Genomic DNA, 14,188 nt, shown 5'->3' on the forward strand with positions numbered 1-14,188 from the left:
GGATCAGTCCTTCACTGCGCCGGCGGTCACACCGGCGGCGACGTAGCGCTGAGCCATCACAAGGAGGACGGCAGCGGGGATGGAAGCGACGACGGCGGTCGCCATGATGGCGTTCCACTGCGTGGTGTTGTTGCCGATGTATGCGAAGATGCCGAGCGTCACGGGCCGCAGGTCGCTGTTGCGCGCGAGGGTCGATGCGAAGACGAAGTCGGACCACGCCCACAGGAAGGCGAAGAGCGACACCGTGAGCACCGAGTTGCGGCTCATCGGCATCACGATCGACACGAAGGTGCGCCACGCTCCCGCGCCGTCCACGCGAGCCGCCTGCAGCAGCTCCCGTGGCAGACCGGTCATGAACGCGCTGAAGAGCAGCACGCCGAACGGCACGGCGACCGTCGAGTCGGCGAGGATGAGGCCCCACACGCTGTTGAGCAGTCCGAGGCGGACGTAGATCGCGTAGAAGCCCATCGCCATGACCACGGCCGGGATCATCTGCGCCACCAGCAGGAGGAAGTTCAGCGTGCGCCCTCCGCGGAGGTTGAGCAGCGCGATCGCGTAGGCCGCCGGTGCTGCGATGACGACCGTCAGCACCACGCAGCCGAGGCCGATGAGCAGGCTCGTGCCGAGGTTCGGGAGCTGCTGGCGGAAGACCGCTTCGAAACCCTCGAACGTCGGGTCGAACGGGAAGACGTGCGGCGGGTTCGCGCGCAGGTCGCTCGTGCGCGTCAGCGAGACGTTGACCATCCAGTAGACGGGGAAGAGCATCAGGGCGGTGAAGATGACGCCCAGCGCGACCTTCCACCAGTTGTGTCGGGCCGTCATGAGTTCACCTCGCGTCGCTGCACGCGCAGATAGAGGAATCCGAAGATGAGGGCGATCACGATGAGGAGGTTGCCGATCGCGGCCGCGGGCGACAGGTCTGGCTGGCCGGTCCCGAACGCCTCGCGGTAGGACCAGATCGCCAGCGTCGTCGAGGAATTCGCGGGCCCGCCGGCCGTCATGATCCAGATGATGTCGACGACTTTGAGGGTGTAGACGAGCCCGAGCAGGAGCGTGATGGCCGAGACCGGACGCAGGAGCGGAAACGTGATGCTCCAGAACTGTCGCCACGGGCCGGCTCCGTCGAGCGACGCCGCCTCGTAGACGTCGCCGGGGATGTTCTGCAGGCCGGCGTAGAGGATGACGAGGTTGAACGGGATGCCGAGCCAGATGTTCGCGATGATCACCGCGGTGAGCGACGTCTCGGGCGACGTCAGCCAGTTGATCTGGGGCCCGCCGAACGCGGCGAGCACCGAGTTGACGATGCCGCTGTCGCTGTTGAGCATCCACGACCAGGTCGAGGCCGACACAATGAGCGGGAGCAGCCACGGCACGAGGAAGAGTCCGCGCAGGATGCCTGACAGCGGAAAGCTCGTCCGGAAGAAGACGGCGAGCGCCAAGCCGATCGCGTACTGGAACAGCAGCGAGACGAAGACGAATGCTGCCGTGTTCGCGAGTGCCGTAGCGAACAGCGGCGACTGCACGATGTCGACGTAGTTGGCGAGGCCTACGAACTCGGCATTGCCCTGGACGAACGCGCGGATCGTGTAATCGTGGACGCTCAGGTCGACGCTGCGGACGAGCGGGAAGACGTAGAAGATCAGCAGGTACGCCAGCAGAGGCAACGCGAAGGCGAACGCGACCCAGCGCGATCCGAGCAGCGGCGAAGGCCGGCGCCTGCGCGGATCGGGGACGACGAACGCGGCCGTGTCGCCCGGTGCGCCGGCGGTGCGTGCGGAGGTTGTGAGGGTCATGATGCTCTCGTTTCGGGCCGGGGCGGAGAAGGCTCCGCCCCGGCGTCTCTCACGGGGTCACTGGCCCCCGGTCTCGGCCGCGGCGGCCTCCTGCGCGGCGTCGAGGGCGTCCTGCGGAGACTCGACTCCCGAGAGCGCGCTCTGGACAGCGGTCCAGAGCTGCTCCGAGATGATCGGATAGTCCGTGCCGAGGTTGTCACTCGTGCGGCCCTTCGCCGACTGAACCGCAGAGACCCACGTCTCGAGCTCCGGGTTCTCCTCCAGCAGCGCCTCCTGTCCCTCGGCCGTGGGCGGGATGTAGTACGCGAACGTCGTCGCGGTCTCGACGAACCCCTCGGACGTCGTCATGCACTCGATGATCTGGCGCGTCACCTCATAGCGCGCGGTGTCCGCCTGGACGGGGGCGATGATGAACTCGCCGCCGGTCGGAGCGGGAGCGGCACCGCCGTCCTTCGCAGGCAGCGTGATCACTCCGGTCTGGAAGGGGGCCTCGGCAGCGCTGTTCACCTGCCACGTGCCGTTCTCGGCGAAGGCGAACTCACCGGTGAGGAACTCCTCCCAGACGGTGTTCTGCGAGTTGGTGATGACCGAGTTGGGGGCGTAGCCCGCATCGAGCCACCCCTTCCAGAGCTCGAGGGCCTCGACTGCCTCCGGCGAGTTCAGCTCCGTGAGCTCTGCCCCTGCGCCCCAGAACCACGGAAGGAACTGGAACGAGCCCTCCTCCGTGTTGAGCGCCGAGAAGGTGATGCCGCGCTTGCCGGTCTCGGATACGGCAGCCAGCGCCTCCTCGAAGCTCGACCAGTCGGTGATCGAGGCGGGGTCGACGCCCGCCTCGGCCAGGATGTCGGCGTTGTAGTAGAGGGCAAGTGTGTTCGCCCCGATCGGGATGCCGTAGGTCTCGCCGTCCAGCTCGCCCGCAGCGAGGAGGTTCTCGTCGACCCCGGAAACGTCCAGGCCGAGCTCATCGACGGTGGACACCATGCCGGTCTCCGCGAGCGTCGAGACGGCGGGGTTGTCGAGCAGGATGATGTCGGGCGAATTGTTCTCCTGAGCGGCCAGGAGCGCCTGGTTGGTGAGGGCCGTCGTGTCGTACGCCGTGCGCTCGATCGTCACGCCCGCTTCGGTGCCGCAGGCCTGCACGCGGTCGGCCCAGTCGGATCCCTCCTCGTGCTGCGGGTACGGATCCCACCAGGTGTAGGTGTCGGATGAGCCCGAGCCGGCTTCGGTGCCGGTCGTGCCCGCGCAGCCGGCGAGCGCGCCGACGGCGATGAGGGCGCTCGCGAGCGCGAGCGGCCTGCGCAGGTTCCTGATGATCATGGGGTTCCTCCTTGAACGGGATGCCCGTCGGGTGCGGGCGGATGCTGTCAGGCGCGAGCGGGGGGTGCGGCGATGGAGCCGCGATCGTGGATGACGGGTGGGATGAGCTCTACGGTGTGGGGCACGTCGGCGCCCTCGATCCGGGCGACGAGCTGCTCGACGGCACGTCGGCCGAGTTCGGCCGCCGCACTGTCGACGGAAGAGAACGGAAGGGAGAACGTGCGCGCGAAGTCATCGGAGTAGCGTCCGATGACGGAGAGGTCCTCGGGAGTCCTGAGACCGCGCTCCCACAGGACGCTGGGCAAGGCCGCCGCCGCCGCCTCGTTGTTCAACAGCAACCCCGTGACGTCCGGATGCGCGTCGAGGAACGACACCAGATCGCGCCCGATGTCGGGCTGGCTCGATGCGCCGAAGTAGCGGTGCAGCGTGATCCCCAGCTCTTCGGCGCGCCCAGCTGCAGCGTCGGCGAGGCGCCATACGTACGCGCCGCCGCGCTCCACGACGTGCTCCGGCTGAGAGACGAGGATCAGGTCGCGATGACCGAGCTCGTGAAGACGGTCGACCATGAGACGGCCGGTCGCGACGAAGTCGAGATCGAACACGTCGACGCCCGATGTGTCGGCGGGCAGTCCGACGAGAGCACCGGGCTGCTGCGCAGCGCGCAGCGGCGCGAGGCGGGTGTCGTTCTCGGCGACGTTGAGGAGGACAAACCCATCGACCATGCGGGAGTCCGAGATGCGCTTGAGAGCCGCGACCCCGTCCTCCTCGGAGATCAGCAGGGTGTCGTAGCCGCGCGCGCGAGCGCAGTCAGAGATTCCGAGGATGTACTGCAGCATGGCGGGCGCGAACTCGTCTGAGAGGAACCGGGCGAGCACCCCCAGCACCTTCGTCTGCGATGTCGCCAGAGCACGGGCTCCGGCGTTCGGGGTGAAGCCAAGTGACCGGACCGCCTCTTCCACGCGCTGGCGGACCTCCGGCGAGATGGCCCGCTTCCCCGACAGCGCATACGAGGCGGTGCTCCGCGAGACGCCTGCGACGCGGGCGACGTCCCCGATGGTGACCATGCTGTCCTCCACTTCGAACCGGTTCGACTTCGAACCGGTTCGAAGCTAGCGGATGCGCCGCGGTCGGCGCAAGAGGGAGGTTCCGACCGCATGTCGTCGCGCCGCGACAGAGCCCTCCGGCCCTGCTACGGTCCCCTCATGTCGCGGACCGTGATCCTCGTCGAGGGCGAGAGCGACCGCGCGGCACTGGAGGCCGCGGCGGTGGCTCTGCGTCGCCCGCTCTCGGCCGAGATCGTCGTCATGTACGGCATCACGAACCTGCTGCGTCACCTTGAGGAGCACGCGGCCGACCGCGTCGTCGTGCTCTACGACGCACCCGAGCACCACCGTGTCGAGCGCGCGCTCGCGCATTCGTCGGCGCAGCCATCCGCTCTCTTCGCGTGCGAGCGCGATCTCGAGGAGGAGCTGATCCGCGCGGCGGGAGCCGACCGCGTGCTCGACGTCATCGAGGCGGAGGGCGACCTGCCCGCGTGGCGCGCGCTGCGCGGTCAGCCCTTCCACCGCGAGCACCCTGTCGAGGAGGTGCTTCACCGCTTCATGGGATCGATCGGCGGGCGCAAGCTCCGCTACGCCTCCGCTCTCGTCGCGATCCTCCGCCCTGACGAGTTACCCCGACCGCTCGTGGAGGTCATCCACGCGGCGGCTGAATCACGGTGATTCAGCCGCCGAGCGCGATCAGGTCGTCATCGCTCAGCTCGACGCTCGAGGCCGCGATGTTCTCCTCCAGATGGCGGATGGATGTGGTCCCGGGGATCGGGACGACATTTGCAGAGCGACGGAGGAGCCAGGCGATCGCCACCTGACCCGGCAGCACGCCGTTCCTGCGCGCGACCTCGTCGAGCATTCCGGACGCGCGCGTGTGGGCGCCGACCGCGAGCGGGAAGAACGGCACGAACGCGATCCCGTGTGCGGCTGTGTAGTCCACCACGGGGTCGTGGTCGCGCGCGCCCACGTTGTAGAGGTTCTGAACAGCGGCGATCGGCGCGACCGCGAGGGCCTCGTCGATCTCGGCGACCGACACCTCGGACAGACCGATGTGCCGGATCTTGCCCTCCGCGCGCAGCTCGGCGAGAGCCCCGACCTGGTCGCTGACGGGGTACGCCGGGTCGAGGCGGTGGAGGCTGACGAGATCGATCCGGTCGAGACGGAGCCGTCGGAGCGAGAGCTCGACCTGCTGACGGAGGTAGACGGGATGCCCCAGCGGGACCCACTCATCCGGCGAGGGCCTGAGGTTGCCGACCTTGGTTCCGATCACGAGATCCTCACCGTAGGGGTGCAGGGCCCGGGCGATCAGCTCCTCGTTCTCGCCCAGGGCATAGGAATCGGCCGTGTCGATGAACTGCACCCCGAGCTCGACGGCCCGGCGAAGCACAGCGATGGCAGCAGCCGGATCAGCGGGTGCCTGCCAGATCCGCGCTCCGGCCTGGGTGCCATCACCGGTCGCGTCCGTGAGCCTCATCGCGCCGAACCCGATCCGGTGGATGGCGAGGTCGCCTCCGAGCGGGAAGGTTTGCGTCAGGGCAGCGGTTGCGTCGTGTGTCGTGGTCATGGGGCGACCGTAGGACCTGACATCAGTGTCAGATGCAAGAGGAGATCGACATGGAGCGTCTCGATGCGATCGGGATCGGCGAGCTGGCGGAGCGCACGCGCTCAAGCGTCCGCTCGATCCGCTACTACGAGCAGCAGGGCCTGATCACCTCGGTTCGCACCGCGGCGGGGCACCGCCGCTTCGATCGCGCCTCCGTCGAGACGGTGCTCCGCATCCGGCGTCTGCTCGACGCCGGCCTGCCGCTCGCGATCGTCGCGAAGATCCTGCCCTGCTTCATCGGCGATGGCGTCAGACTCGACGCGTGCGTCGCCGACTACCTGCGCGAGCATCTCGAGTCCATCGACGAGCGCATCGAGACGCTCGACCATCAGCGGGAGACGGTCGAGGGGCTGCGCCGACTCGTCGCGGTCTGACATCCGCGGGCGGCGCGTGAGTCAGGGCGGTCAGGCCCCGAGCGCGATCGTCTCGGAGTGCTCGGCACCGCCCTTGAACCACACGAACTCGACGCTCGCGACCGTCTCGCTGGGGCCCGAGGGGATGTCGCGGACGGCTCCGCGACGCAGCGCCTCCCATTCCTCCGCGGAGAGCGCTGCGCCGTAGATGAGCGAGAGATGGAAGACCCACTGCTCCAGGGGCAGCTCGCCGATCCGACTGAAGTCCGTGGCGTCGAGGCGATCGGTGAGGCTCGAGTAGGCGTCGACGAGCGACGCGGTCCGGGCGAGCCGCGTGATGACGATCTGAAAGGGCGCAGGGAAGGCGTCGACGGCGTCCACCTGCAGCTCGATGGGAGAGATCCCCGCCGCCCAGGCCCGGATCTCATCGCGGAGCTCTCCGACGCGGCGCGCTTCCGAGAAGCCGCGCAGCGTCACGTGCCCGACGGTCGGGAAGGGCGCCGTCGGCACCGACGCGCGGAGCTCCTCCTGCGTCGAGTCGAAGAACGCCGCCACCGGCCCCGTCGGGCAGAGCACGACGTACTGCTGGCCCTCGAGCGAACGCAGCTGCTCGGGGTCGGTCATGATCGCGCGCTTCACGGGCTTCTCCTTTGACGGGGACGAGGTGCCTGCGGGAGTCGAACCCGCCTGCGCGGCTTTGCAGGCCGCTGCCTCACCGCTCGGCCAAGGCACCGTGACCACCGACGATATCGGCGCGCTGACCGAGCAGGGCCCTGTGTTTCCGGACGGCGGTCAGCCCCCCCTGTGACAGGGGCGTTCGTCACAGATCGACGTTCAGCCGCCCGCATGTGACGACGGGTCCAGGATCCAGCGGCCCTCGTCGTCGGAGAGCAGAAGACGCGGAGCGGCGACGCCCGCGACCTCGAGAAGGCACGCATGGAGCACCGAGGGGATGACCGCCTCGGGGCGCACGGGGCGAGCGCGATCATCCGGTGCGGCTCGGACCATCCCGGCCGGCACGTCCCCGCGGGCGACGGTCACCGGCCGGTGCTCGCCCTCCGTGAGCATCCACTGGAGGAGACCGTCGGCGCCATCCCGTGCGTGCAGAACCTCGACCTCCGGCTGAAGGACATGCGCGAGCTCGCGAGCGGTCCTGCAGACGGCCGGGGCGGATCCGGCGCGCGACACCGTCCATCCGCTCGGCGACGCGCGGACGCTCAGACGATGTCCGAGTGCGGATGCGATCCGCGCGACCACGCCGCGCGCGTGGGCGCGGGACAGCACGGCATCGGCCCACGATGCCTGCGCTGCCCCGCACCCTCCGCACATCAGAGCATCACGTCTCCGCTGTTGGGCCCCAGCGTCTGGCCGACGTAGAGGTCTCCGAACGGCGAGGACGCGAGCATGACGGCCGTGGGCGCGACCTCGTCGACCTGCCCGAAGCGCCCGAGGGGCAGCTCGGCGCGCTTCGCGACCTTCCAGTCATCGCTGATGCCGGCCACGAGCGGCGTCTCGATCGGGCCCGGCGCGATGCAGTTCGCGAGCACGCCGTCGCGCGACACCTCGAGAGCGAGCGACTTCGTGAGAGCGATCACGCCGGCCTTGGCCGCCGCGTAGTGCGCCATGCCCGTTCCGCCCTTCTGCCCGAGCTGCGATGCGACGTTGATGATGCGACCGTGCCCGCGCGCACGCATCCCCGGGAGCACCTCGCGGCACAGCAGGAAGACGCTGGTCAGATCGATCGAGAGGGTCTCGTTCCACTGCGCGAGGCCCATGCTCTCGACCGGCGACTCGGTCAGGATCCCGTGCGAGGTGACCAGCACGTCGATGCGCCCCAGCGCGCGCTCCGCCTCCGCGACGACGGAGACGATACTCGCCTCCTCCGCCGCGTCGAAGGTCAGGCCGACGTGCTCGGCCGACCCGCCGCGCGAGATCTCGGCCGCTGCGTCTGCGACACGAGGGCTGCGGTCGGCGAGCGCGACGCGTGCCCCCGCGGCGGCGACATGGATGGCCGTGGCCAGGCCGATCCCGCTCGCCGCGCCGGTGACCAGCGCGGTGCGGCCGGCGAGCACTCCGCCGTAGTCCGGAAGGGTCATCCTCAGCTCCTCATCGCGACGGTGAGCCCGCCGTCCACCGTGATCGACTGGCCGCTCACGTAGCCCGCATCGTGCGAGAGCAGGAACGCCGCGACGCTCGCGACCTCCTCCACGCGACCGACGCGCCCCCAGGGGATGTAGTCGCCCGCGGCGCGCAGGCCGTCCGGCCCCAGCGAGTTCGCCGCGTCGAGAGACTGCGGCGATTCGATGAGGCCGGGGATGATCGCGTTCGCGCGGATGCCGCGCGGAGCGAACTCGACCGCGATGCTCCGGACGAGTCCGAGGACGCCCGCCTTCGCCGTCGCGTAGTGCGCGTGCTCCTCCCAGCCGTACACGCCGCCCGCGATGGACGAGATGGCGACGATCGAGCTGCCTTCCGAGAGGTGCGGGATGGCCGCGCGCACGAGCCGCATGACGCCGTGCAGGTCGACCTGCAGCATGGCGTCCCAGGCCTCGTCGGTCATGTCCGCGAAGGCGGCCCGACGGAGGATGCCGGCGTTCGCGACGACGTGATCGATCCGCCCGAAGGCCGCGAGCGCCGCCTCGGCGAAGGCGTCGGTCGACGCGGTGCTCGCGACATCCAGGTCCACGACGATCCCCTCGCCGCCCGCGGACTCCACACCGCGCAGGGTCTCGTGAGCGTCGTGCGGGTCGCCCGGGAAGCGCCCGATGACGACGCGGTGCCCGTCGCCCGCGAGACGCACGGCGGTCGCCCGGCCGATGCCGCTGGCGGCGCCCGAGATGATCGTCACCGGTGCGTCCGTCATGCGGGCACCTCCCCCGCGCGAGGCTCGACGGTGCCCGCCCCCTTCTTGACGAAGAGCATGATGAGGCCGGAGAGGAACGTTCCGAGCGCGCCGACGATGAACGCCGCCATCGAGAAGGGCACGGCGGCCGCGACGAGGCCGGTGAGGATGAACCCCGCGATCACGGCTCCGGGCTGGCTCATCGCGCCGATGAACGTCGAGCCCGTGGCGCGGCAGTCTGCGTCGTAGCACTCCGCCTGGAAGAACATGATCGCGGCGTACGGGCCGAGCAGGAAGAACAGGCCGAGCATGTACGTCACGAGTACGAACACCGGATTGCTCGGCCCGAGCAGCATCGCGGCGAACATGATGCCGCCGAGCAGCCATCCGCCGACGATGACGTTGCGTCGGCCGAGCCGATCGCCCAGCCATCCGTGCGTGAGGTAGCCGAGCGCGCCGACGATGTTCGACAGGACGATCATGATGAGCGCGTTCGAGGCGTCGAAGCCCTTGCCGCTCTCGAGCACGGTCGTGCCGAGCACCGAGAAGGTCTGGATGCCGAACCAGTTGAACAGCCACGCGAGCGACAGCACGATCGTGCTCCGCAGGTGACGGCCCTGGAAGATGCGTCGGAACGGGGCGTGCTTCTGCACGTCGAGGCCGACGCTGCGGGCGAACTGCTCGGCGCCCTCGTGGTCGCCGGCCGCGCTGAGCTTCTTGATGTGGCGCATCGCCACGAACTGGGGGCTCTCCTTGAGCGTGAGGCACAGGAGGGCCACGATGATCGCCGGGACGGTCGCCACGAGGAACACGATGCGCCAGTTCTCGGCGCCGACGATCGCCGTCATGATCGCCACGAAGCCCGCGGCGAGCAGGGCGCCCAGCGGCCAGCCGGTCTGCACCATGGAGTAGACGAAGCCCTGGTTGCGCTTGATCTTCTCGTCGTCGGTGACGCTGTAGAGCTCGTTGAGGTAGGTCGCGTTGACCGACTGCTCGGCGAGGCCGAGGCCGCTGATCGCGCGGACGCCGACGAGCGAGACGGCGCCCTGGGTGATCGCGGTCGCGGCAGACGAGGCGGCGGTTCCGCCGACCGAGATCACCATGCCCTTGCGGCGCCCGAGCCGGTCGACGAGCGGACCCACGAGGATCACGACGATGAACGTCCCGATGCTCACGAACGTCGAGACGAGGAGCGCGAAGCTCGGCTCCCAGCCGAATCCCTCCTCGATGCGCGGCAGCAGGGTGCCGAAGAGGATGAAGTCGTAGACCGCGATGGTCCAGGCGAAGAAGGCGATGCCGGTCGCCCGGCGGGTCTCTCTCACGCCGACTCTGCGCAGCGCGGGGGTGATGGTTGACATGTCGTGTCCTTCGGGTGCGCGTCAGTGCTGACGCGGAGAACGGGCGAGGAAGTCGGTCGCGATGCCGTCGAAGGTGCTCCAGCGCACGCCGTCGTGCGAGTTGATGTACTCGATGAGGCGCTCGAGCATGAGGAGCACCTGCGGGCGCCCCGAGACATCCGGGTGGATGGTCATGGTGAAGACCGCGTAGTCGTTCTCGCGGTGGATCCAGTCGAACTGGTCGCGCCACATCTGCTCGATGTCGCGGGGATTCACGAAGCCGTGGCTGTTCGGGCTCGACTTGATGAACATCATGGGAGGCAGGTCGTCGAGGTACCAGCTGGCGGGGATCTCGACGAGATCGGTCTCCTGACCGCGCACGAGCGGCTTCATCCACGTGCTCACGGGCTTGTCGTAGTCGATCTTGTCCCAGGTGTCCCCGACGCGGACGTAGTACGGCTCGAAGTCGCGGTGCATGAGCGAGTGGTCGTAGCGGATGCCCTGCTCGATGAGGAGCTCGTTCGTGACGGGCGAGAACTCCCACCACGGCGCGACGTAGCCCGTGGGCCGCTTGCCCGCGCGCCGCTCGATGAGGTCGATGCAGTAGGTCAGGATCTCCGACTCCTGCTCGCGCGTCATGGCGATGGGGTTCTCATGGCTGTAGCCGTGGACCCCGATCTCGTGGCCCGCGGCGACGACCTGGTCGAACTGCTCGGGGAACGTCTCGATGGAATGCCCGGGCCAGAACCACGTGCTCGGCAGGTCGTACCGCTCGAACAGGCGGTTGAGCCGCGGCACGCCGACCTCGCCGGCGAAGAGGCCGCGCGAGATGTCGCCGGGCGAGTCCTCCCCGCCGTACGAGCCGAGCCATCCGCCGACGGCGTCGACGTCGACTCCGAAAGCCACGAAGATTTCCTTGGCCATGGTGGATCTCCTTTTCTCAGTGAGGACGGATGTCCTTCGTGTGGGTGGTCAGAGGGCAGCGGATGGCGCAGACCGCGCGTCCGCATGCGTGCAGATGCGCGCGAATCGGCTGCGCGCGGTCTCCGCGGCGCCGTCGTCCGCCGCGTCCTGGGCTTCCGCGAGGATCAGGGCGAGGAGGATGCGCGCCTGAGTCGCCGGAACCGCGCCGAGGGATACCGCGCCGGCGTGGACGGCGTCGACCGCGCCGCCCCCCGCGTACAGCGGAACGACGGTGCCTGCCCCCGTCCGCGTTCCGAGCCCGACGACGACGCCCGCCCTCGAGGCGCGCGCGATCCCCTCGGTCAGTCGGATCCCCGGGTTCCCTGCGCCGCCGCCGAGGACGATCACGCCCTGCGCGCCCGCGCGCACCGCGGCGTCCAGCAGCGCTGAGTCGGCGCCGGGGTAGGCGAGCACGAGGTCGACGCGGACGGCGTCGAAGGCGGCACCCGGTCGGGCGAGAGGTGCGCGGGCGTCGGGGCGGAACGCGTACTCCGGTCGCTCGAGGACGCGCCCGATCGGCCCTCCGAAGACGTTCGCGAACGGCTGGGCGGCGAGCGTGTGCGCTTTGCGAAGCCCGAACGCGCTGAAGACCTCGCCCGCGAACACCACGAGCGCCCCGCGACCGCGGCTGTCGGGCGAGGCAGCCACGACGAGGGCGTCTCGCAGGTTGCGCGGGCCGTCGGTGTCCGGCGCGTCGGCCGAGCGCTGCGCACCGGTGAGCACGACGGGGCGGGGATCGTCGTGGACGAGGTCGAGCAGAGCAGCCGTCTCCTCGAGCGTGTCCGTGCCGTGCGAGACGACGATGCCGTCGACGTCGTCTCGGGAGAGCGCGTGAGCCACCGCGTCGGAGATGGTGCGCAGGTCGCGCAGCGCGAGGTTGAACGAGTTGACCGCCAGCACGTCGTGCACCTCGACCGTGATGTCGCCGTCGAGATCCCCCGCGGCGGCGGCGAGCTCGGCCGCGGAGTCGGTCGCCTTCGACCCGCCGGAGGGCATGCGCCGCGAGGCGATGGTGCCTCCGGTACCGAGGAGCACGAGGTGGGGCATGAGCTTCTTCCGAGGGTCGAGCGAGCGGGTTGCCGTCCATACTGCTCCCACACAATCGTTAAACGCAATCGTTTGTGTGAAGATCGTGTTACAGGAGTTTGCGGCAAACCGACGTGACATCGCGTCGGCGGCGACGGCGCCGTGCGCCACAATGGACTCGTCCCACGAGGAGCACGCGTGACACCACCACCGGGCCGGCGCCCCATCACCCAGCGCGGCATCGCCGACCTCGCCGGCGTGAGCATCACGACCGTCTCCCGCGTCCTGGGCGCCCCCGGCGAGGAGGCCCTGCGCTGGGCTTCACCGGGCAAGGTCGCGGAGATCCGGCAGATCGCCGAGGAGCACGGCTACCGACGCAACCCCCACGCAGCGAGCCTGCGCACGGCGCGATCGAACCAGATCGGCGTCATCGTCCCCCGGCTCCAGGACTACGTGCTCGCCACGATCTACGAGGGCATCGACGAGGCCGCCGGAGAGCGCGGCATCTCGACGTTCGTGACGAACTCGCTCGACGACGTCGCGCAGCAGCGCATCCGCACCCAGCAGATGCTCGACCGCCGCGTCGACGGGATCATCTTCGGAGACGCCCACCTCGACGACCCGTTCCTCGACGAGCTCGCGGAGCAGGGAGTGCCGTTCGTCGTGACCTCGCGACGACGCCCTCCGCACGTGGGGGTCACGTGCGACGACTATCTGGGAGGCCGCCTCGTCGGCGAGCACCTGCTCCGGATCGGCCGCACCGACGTCCTGATCCTCGCGGGCCTCGCGTTCGCCTCCACCGCCCGCGACCGCACGCAGGGGCTCATCGACAGCTTCCATGACGCGGGCGTGGACGTGCCGCCCGAGCGCATCGTCTATCGCGGATTCGACGCGGCCGCCGGGCAGGAGGCGACGATGGCGGCGCTCGACGCCGGGATCCGCCCCGACGCGGTCTTCGCGACCAACGACTTCGCCGCGATCGGAAGCCTCGGCGCCCTCATCACGCGGGGCCTGTCGGTGCCGGACGACGTCGCCCTCGTCGGCTACAACGACACGCCGCTCGCGGCCTCCGTGGGCATCCCGCTCACGACCGTCCGCTCGCCGATGCACGAGATGGGGCGGCGTGCTCTCGAGACCCTCCTGCGGGTCGTCGCGGGCGAGACACCCGAGTCCTCGCTGCTGACGCCCGAGCTCCTCGTGCGCGCGTCGACCACCGTGTCCGAGTCACCGTGACTCACGGCCCGGTCGCCCGAGTCACCGTGACTCACGCGGCCACGGACATCCCGATCACCGCCACGCCGAGCAGCGCGTCGAGAGCGCAGCAGAACTCGGCCATGGATGGCGCGACGACGCGTCGCGCACGCAGGTGCCGCGCATCCCACGCCGCGTGCCCGAGCAGCCCGAGCCCGACGAGCACTCCCGCCCACGGCTGACCGAGCGCCGCGACGACGAGCGCGATCCCGATGATCGCGGCCATCGCAGCGGCCTGCAGCGGGAGCCCCCACGGCGGCCGGATGGCTCCGCGCACGACGCCGACGACGGCGAGCGCGATCGCGAGGACGACCAGGGCCCAGAACGGGTCGAATCCGTCGACGAGGGCCCCGACGCCGATGAGCACGAAGGTGACGCCGAAGAGCGGCCACGCGAGGCTGGGCCGGCCGAGCGCGGCGGCGCCGAGGTAGACGAAGCCGGCCGCCGTGAGCACCTGAGCGACCTCGGCGGAGTCCGAGAAGCCGCGCGCGAAGGCGAGGGCGAGGGCCCCTCCGAACACGATCCCGGCGAGGGCGGCCCAGCGGCGCAGCAGCCAGGGACGGCTCCGGGGCGTGATGGCGGTCATGGGCACTCCTCCGGCGTCGAGCGCGTCGGCTTCTCGCACAGCACGGTAGGGCCGCGGCGCACGAGCGG

Annotated in this window: 16 protein-coding genes and 1 tRNA gene; 3 read left to right on the plus strand and 14 right to left on the minus strand. The window is 69.8% G+C overall.

What is annotated here, in order from left to right; genetic code table 11:
- Window positions 1–3 precede the first annotated feature (3 nt).
- The 4 genes from M1D56_RS15385 to M1D56_RS15400 are packed head-to-tail and all read right to left on the minus strand — an operon-like array spanning window position 4 to window position 4,174.
- Complete coding sequence (locus tag M1D56_RS15385; protein WP_324013524.1) at window positions 4–822, minus strand: carbohydrate ABC transporter permease; 819 nt, start codon at window positions 820–822, stop codon at window positions 4–6.
- Window positions 819–1,793, minus strand: coding sequence for a carbohydrate ABC transporter permease (locus M1D56_RS15390; RefSeq protein ID WP_324013522.1), 975 nt, complete (start codon window positions 1,791–1,793; stop codon window positions 819–821). The genes M1D56_RS15385 and M1D56_RS15390 overlap by 4 nt, the downstream gene beginning before the upstream one ends.
- A gap of 57 nt (window positions 1,794–1,850) precedes the next feature.
- Window positions 1,851–3,110, minus strand: coding sequence for a sugar ABC transporter substrate-binding protein (locus M1D56_RS15395; RefSeq protein ID WP_456284112.1), 1,260 nt, complete (start codon window positions 3,108–3,110; stop codon window positions 1,851–1,853).
- A 47-nt stretch (window positions 3,111–3,157) separates the two neighbouring features.
- A complete protein-coding gene (locus M1D56_RS15400; protein WP_324013520.1) occupies window positions 3,158–4,174 on the minus strand; it encodes a LacI family DNA-binding transcriptional regulator in 1,017 nt (338 codons plus the stop codon).
- Window positions 4,175–4,312: 138 nt separating this feature from the next.
- Here M1D56_RS15400 and M1D56_RS15405 point away from each other — a divergent pair, with 138 nt between their 5' ends.
- Window positions 4,313–4,831, plus strand: coding sequence for an ATP-dependent endonuclease (locus M1D56_RS15405; protein WP_456284113.1), 519 nt, complete (start codon window positions 4,313–4,315; stop codon window positions 4,829–4,831).
- 1 nt (window position 4,832) lies between these two features.
- Here M1D56_RS15405 and M1D56_RS15410 read toward each other — a convergent pair whose 3' ends face one another.
- Window positions 4,833–5,723, minus strand: a complete 891-nt coding sequence (locus M1D56_RS15410; protein WP_456284114.1) for an aldo/keto reductase — start codon at window positions 5,721–5,723, stop codon at window positions 4,833–4,835.
- A 50-nt stretch (window positions 5,724–5,773) separates the two neighbouring features.
- Between M1D56_RS15410 and M1D56_RS15415 the strand changes: the two genes are divergently transcribed.
- The gene (locus tag M1D56_RS15415; RefSeq protein WP_324013517.1) at window positions 5,774–6,136 is read left to right on the plus strand and encodes a MerR family transcriptional regulator; all 363 of its coding nucleotides are present in this window, start codon (window positions 5,774–5,776) and stop codon (window positions 6,134–6,136) included.
- A 30-nt stretch (window positions 6,137–6,166) separates the two neighbouring features.
- Here the strand turns inward: M1D56_RS15415 and M1D56_RS15420 are convergent, their stop codons facing one another.
- The 8 genes from M1D56_RS15420 to M1D56_RS15455 form a co-directional block, all read right to left on the minus strand.
- A complete protein-coding gene (locus M1D56_RS15420; RefSeq protein WP_456284115.1) occupies window positions 6,167–6,754 on the minus strand; it encodes a 2'-5' RNA ligase family protein in 588 nt (195 codons plus the stop codon).
- Window positions 6,755–6,777: 23 nt separating this feature from the next.
- Window positions 6,778–6,848 (minus strand) — tRNA-Cys (locus M1D56_RS15425).
- Between the two features lie 101 nt (window positions 6,849–6,949).
- Complete coding sequence (locus tag M1D56_RS15430; RefSeq protein WP_456284116.1) at window positions 6,950–7,399, minus strand: hypothetical protein; 450 nt, start codon at window positions 7,397–7,399, stop codon at window positions 6,950–6,952.
- Between the two features lie 44 nt (window positions 7,400–7,443).
- Window positions 7,444–8,211, minus strand: a complete 768-nt coding sequence (locus M1D56_RS15435; protein WP_456284117.1) for an SDR family NAD(P)-dependent oxidoreductase — start codon at window positions 8,209–8,211, stop codon at window positions 7,444–7,446.
- A 2-nt stretch (window positions 8,212–8,213) separates the two neighbouring features.
- Entirely contained in the window at window positions 8,214–8,978 is a 765-nt protein-coding gene (locus tag M1D56_RS15440) for an SDR family NAD(P)-dependent oxidoreductase (protein WP_456284118.1), read from the minus strand.
- Window positions 8,975–10,315, minus strand: coding sequence for an MFS transporter (locus M1D56_RS15445; RefSeq protein WP_456284119.1), 1,341 nt, complete (start codon window positions 10,313–10,315; stop codon window positions 8,975–8,977). Before M1D56_RS15445 ends, M1D56_RS15440 begins: the two co-directional genes overlap by 4 nt.
- Before the next feature lie 21 nt (window positions 10,316–10,336).
- Window positions 10,337–11,218 carry a polysaccharide deacetylase family protein gene (locus M1D56_RS15450; protein ID WP_456284120.1) on the minus strand — a complete coding sequence of 294 codons (882 nt, stop codon included), beginning with the start codon at window positions 11,216–11,218 and terminating at the stop codon, window positions 10,337–10,339.
- 48 nt (window positions 11,219–11,266) lie between these two features.
- Window positions 11,267–12,304: an asparaginase gene (locus tag M1D56_RS15455; RefSeq protein WP_456284121.1), complete on the minus strand. Its 1,038-nt coding sequence runs from the start codon at window positions 12,302–12,304 to the stop codon at window positions 11,267–11,269.
- A gap of 177 nt (window positions 12,305–12,481) precedes the next feature.
- Here M1D56_RS15455 and M1D56_RS15460 point away from each other — a divergent pair, with 177 nt between their 5' ends.
- Entirely contained in the window at window positions 12,482–13,516 is a 1,035-nt protein-coding gene (locus M1D56_RS15460) for a LacI family DNA-binding transcriptional regulator (RefSeq protein WP_456284122.1), read from the plus strand.
- Between the two features lie 31 nt (window positions 13,517–13,547).
- On the opposite strand, the gene M1D56_RS15465 is transcribed toward M1D56_RS15460, so the two are convergent.
- Window positions 13,548–14,120 (minus strand): hypothetical protein, encoded by a 573-nt coding sequence (locus M1D56_RS15465; protein WP_456284123.1) that lies wholly within the window; start codon window positions 14,118–14,120, stop codon window positions 13,548–13,550.
- Window positions 14,121–14,188: the final 68 nt, after the last annotated feature.

It is taken from the genome of Microbacterium sp. JZ101 (assembly GCF_053903175.1).

Coding starts and splice junctions, on each gene's coding strand:
- M1D56_RS15385 (WP_324013524.1), bottom strand. CDS start 822: ATGACGGCCCGACACAACTGGTGGAAGGTCGCGCTGGGCGTCATCTTC.
- M1D56_RS15390 (WP_324013522.1), bottom strand. CDS start 1,793: ATGACCCTCACAACCTCCGCACGCACCGCCGGCGCACCGGGCGACACG.
- M1D56_RS15395 (WP_456284112.1), bottom strand. CDS start 3,110: ATGATCATCAGGAACCTGCGCAGGCCGCTCGCGCTCGCGAGCGCCCTC.
- M1D56_RS15400 (WP_324013520.1), bottom strand. CDS start 4,174: ATGGTCACCATCGGGGACGTCGCCCGCGTCGCAGGCGTCTCGCGGAGC.
- M1D56_RS15405 (WP_456284113.1), top strand. CDS start 4,313: ATGTCGCGGACCGTGATCCTCGTCGAGGGCGAGAGCGACCGCGCGGCA.
- M1D56_RS15410 (WP_456284114.1), bottom strand. CDS start 5,723: ATGACCACGACACACGACGCAACCGCTGCCCTGACGCAAACCTTCCCG.
- M1D56_RS15415 (WP_324013517.1), top strand. CDS start 5,774: ATGGAGCGTCTCGATGCGATCGGGATCGGCGAGCTGGCGGAGCGCACG.
- M1D56_RS15435 (WP_456284117.1), bottom strand. CDS start 8,211: ATGACCCTTCCGGACTACGGCGGAGTGCTCGCCGGCCGCACCGCGCTG.
- M1D56_RS15440 (WP_456284118.1), bottom strand. CDS start 8,978: ATGACGGACGCACCGGTGACGATCATCTCGGGCGCCGCCAGCGGCATC.
- M1D56_RS15445 (WP_456284119.1), bottom strand. CDS start 10,315: ATGTCAACCATCACCCCCGCGCTGCGCAGAGTCGGCGTGAGAGAGACC.
- M1D56_RS15450 (WP_456284120.1), bottom strand. CDS start 11,218: ATGGCCAAGGAAATCTTCGTGGCTTTCGGAGTCGACGTCGACGCCGTC.
- M1D56_RS15455 (WP_456284121.1), bottom strand. CDS start 12,304: ATGCCCCACCTCGTGCTCCTCGGTACCGGAGGCACCATCGCCTCGCGG.
- M1D56_RS15465 (WP_456284123.1), bottom strand. CDS start 14,120: ATGACCGCCATCACGCCCCGGAGCCGTCCCTGGCTGCTGCGCCGCTGG.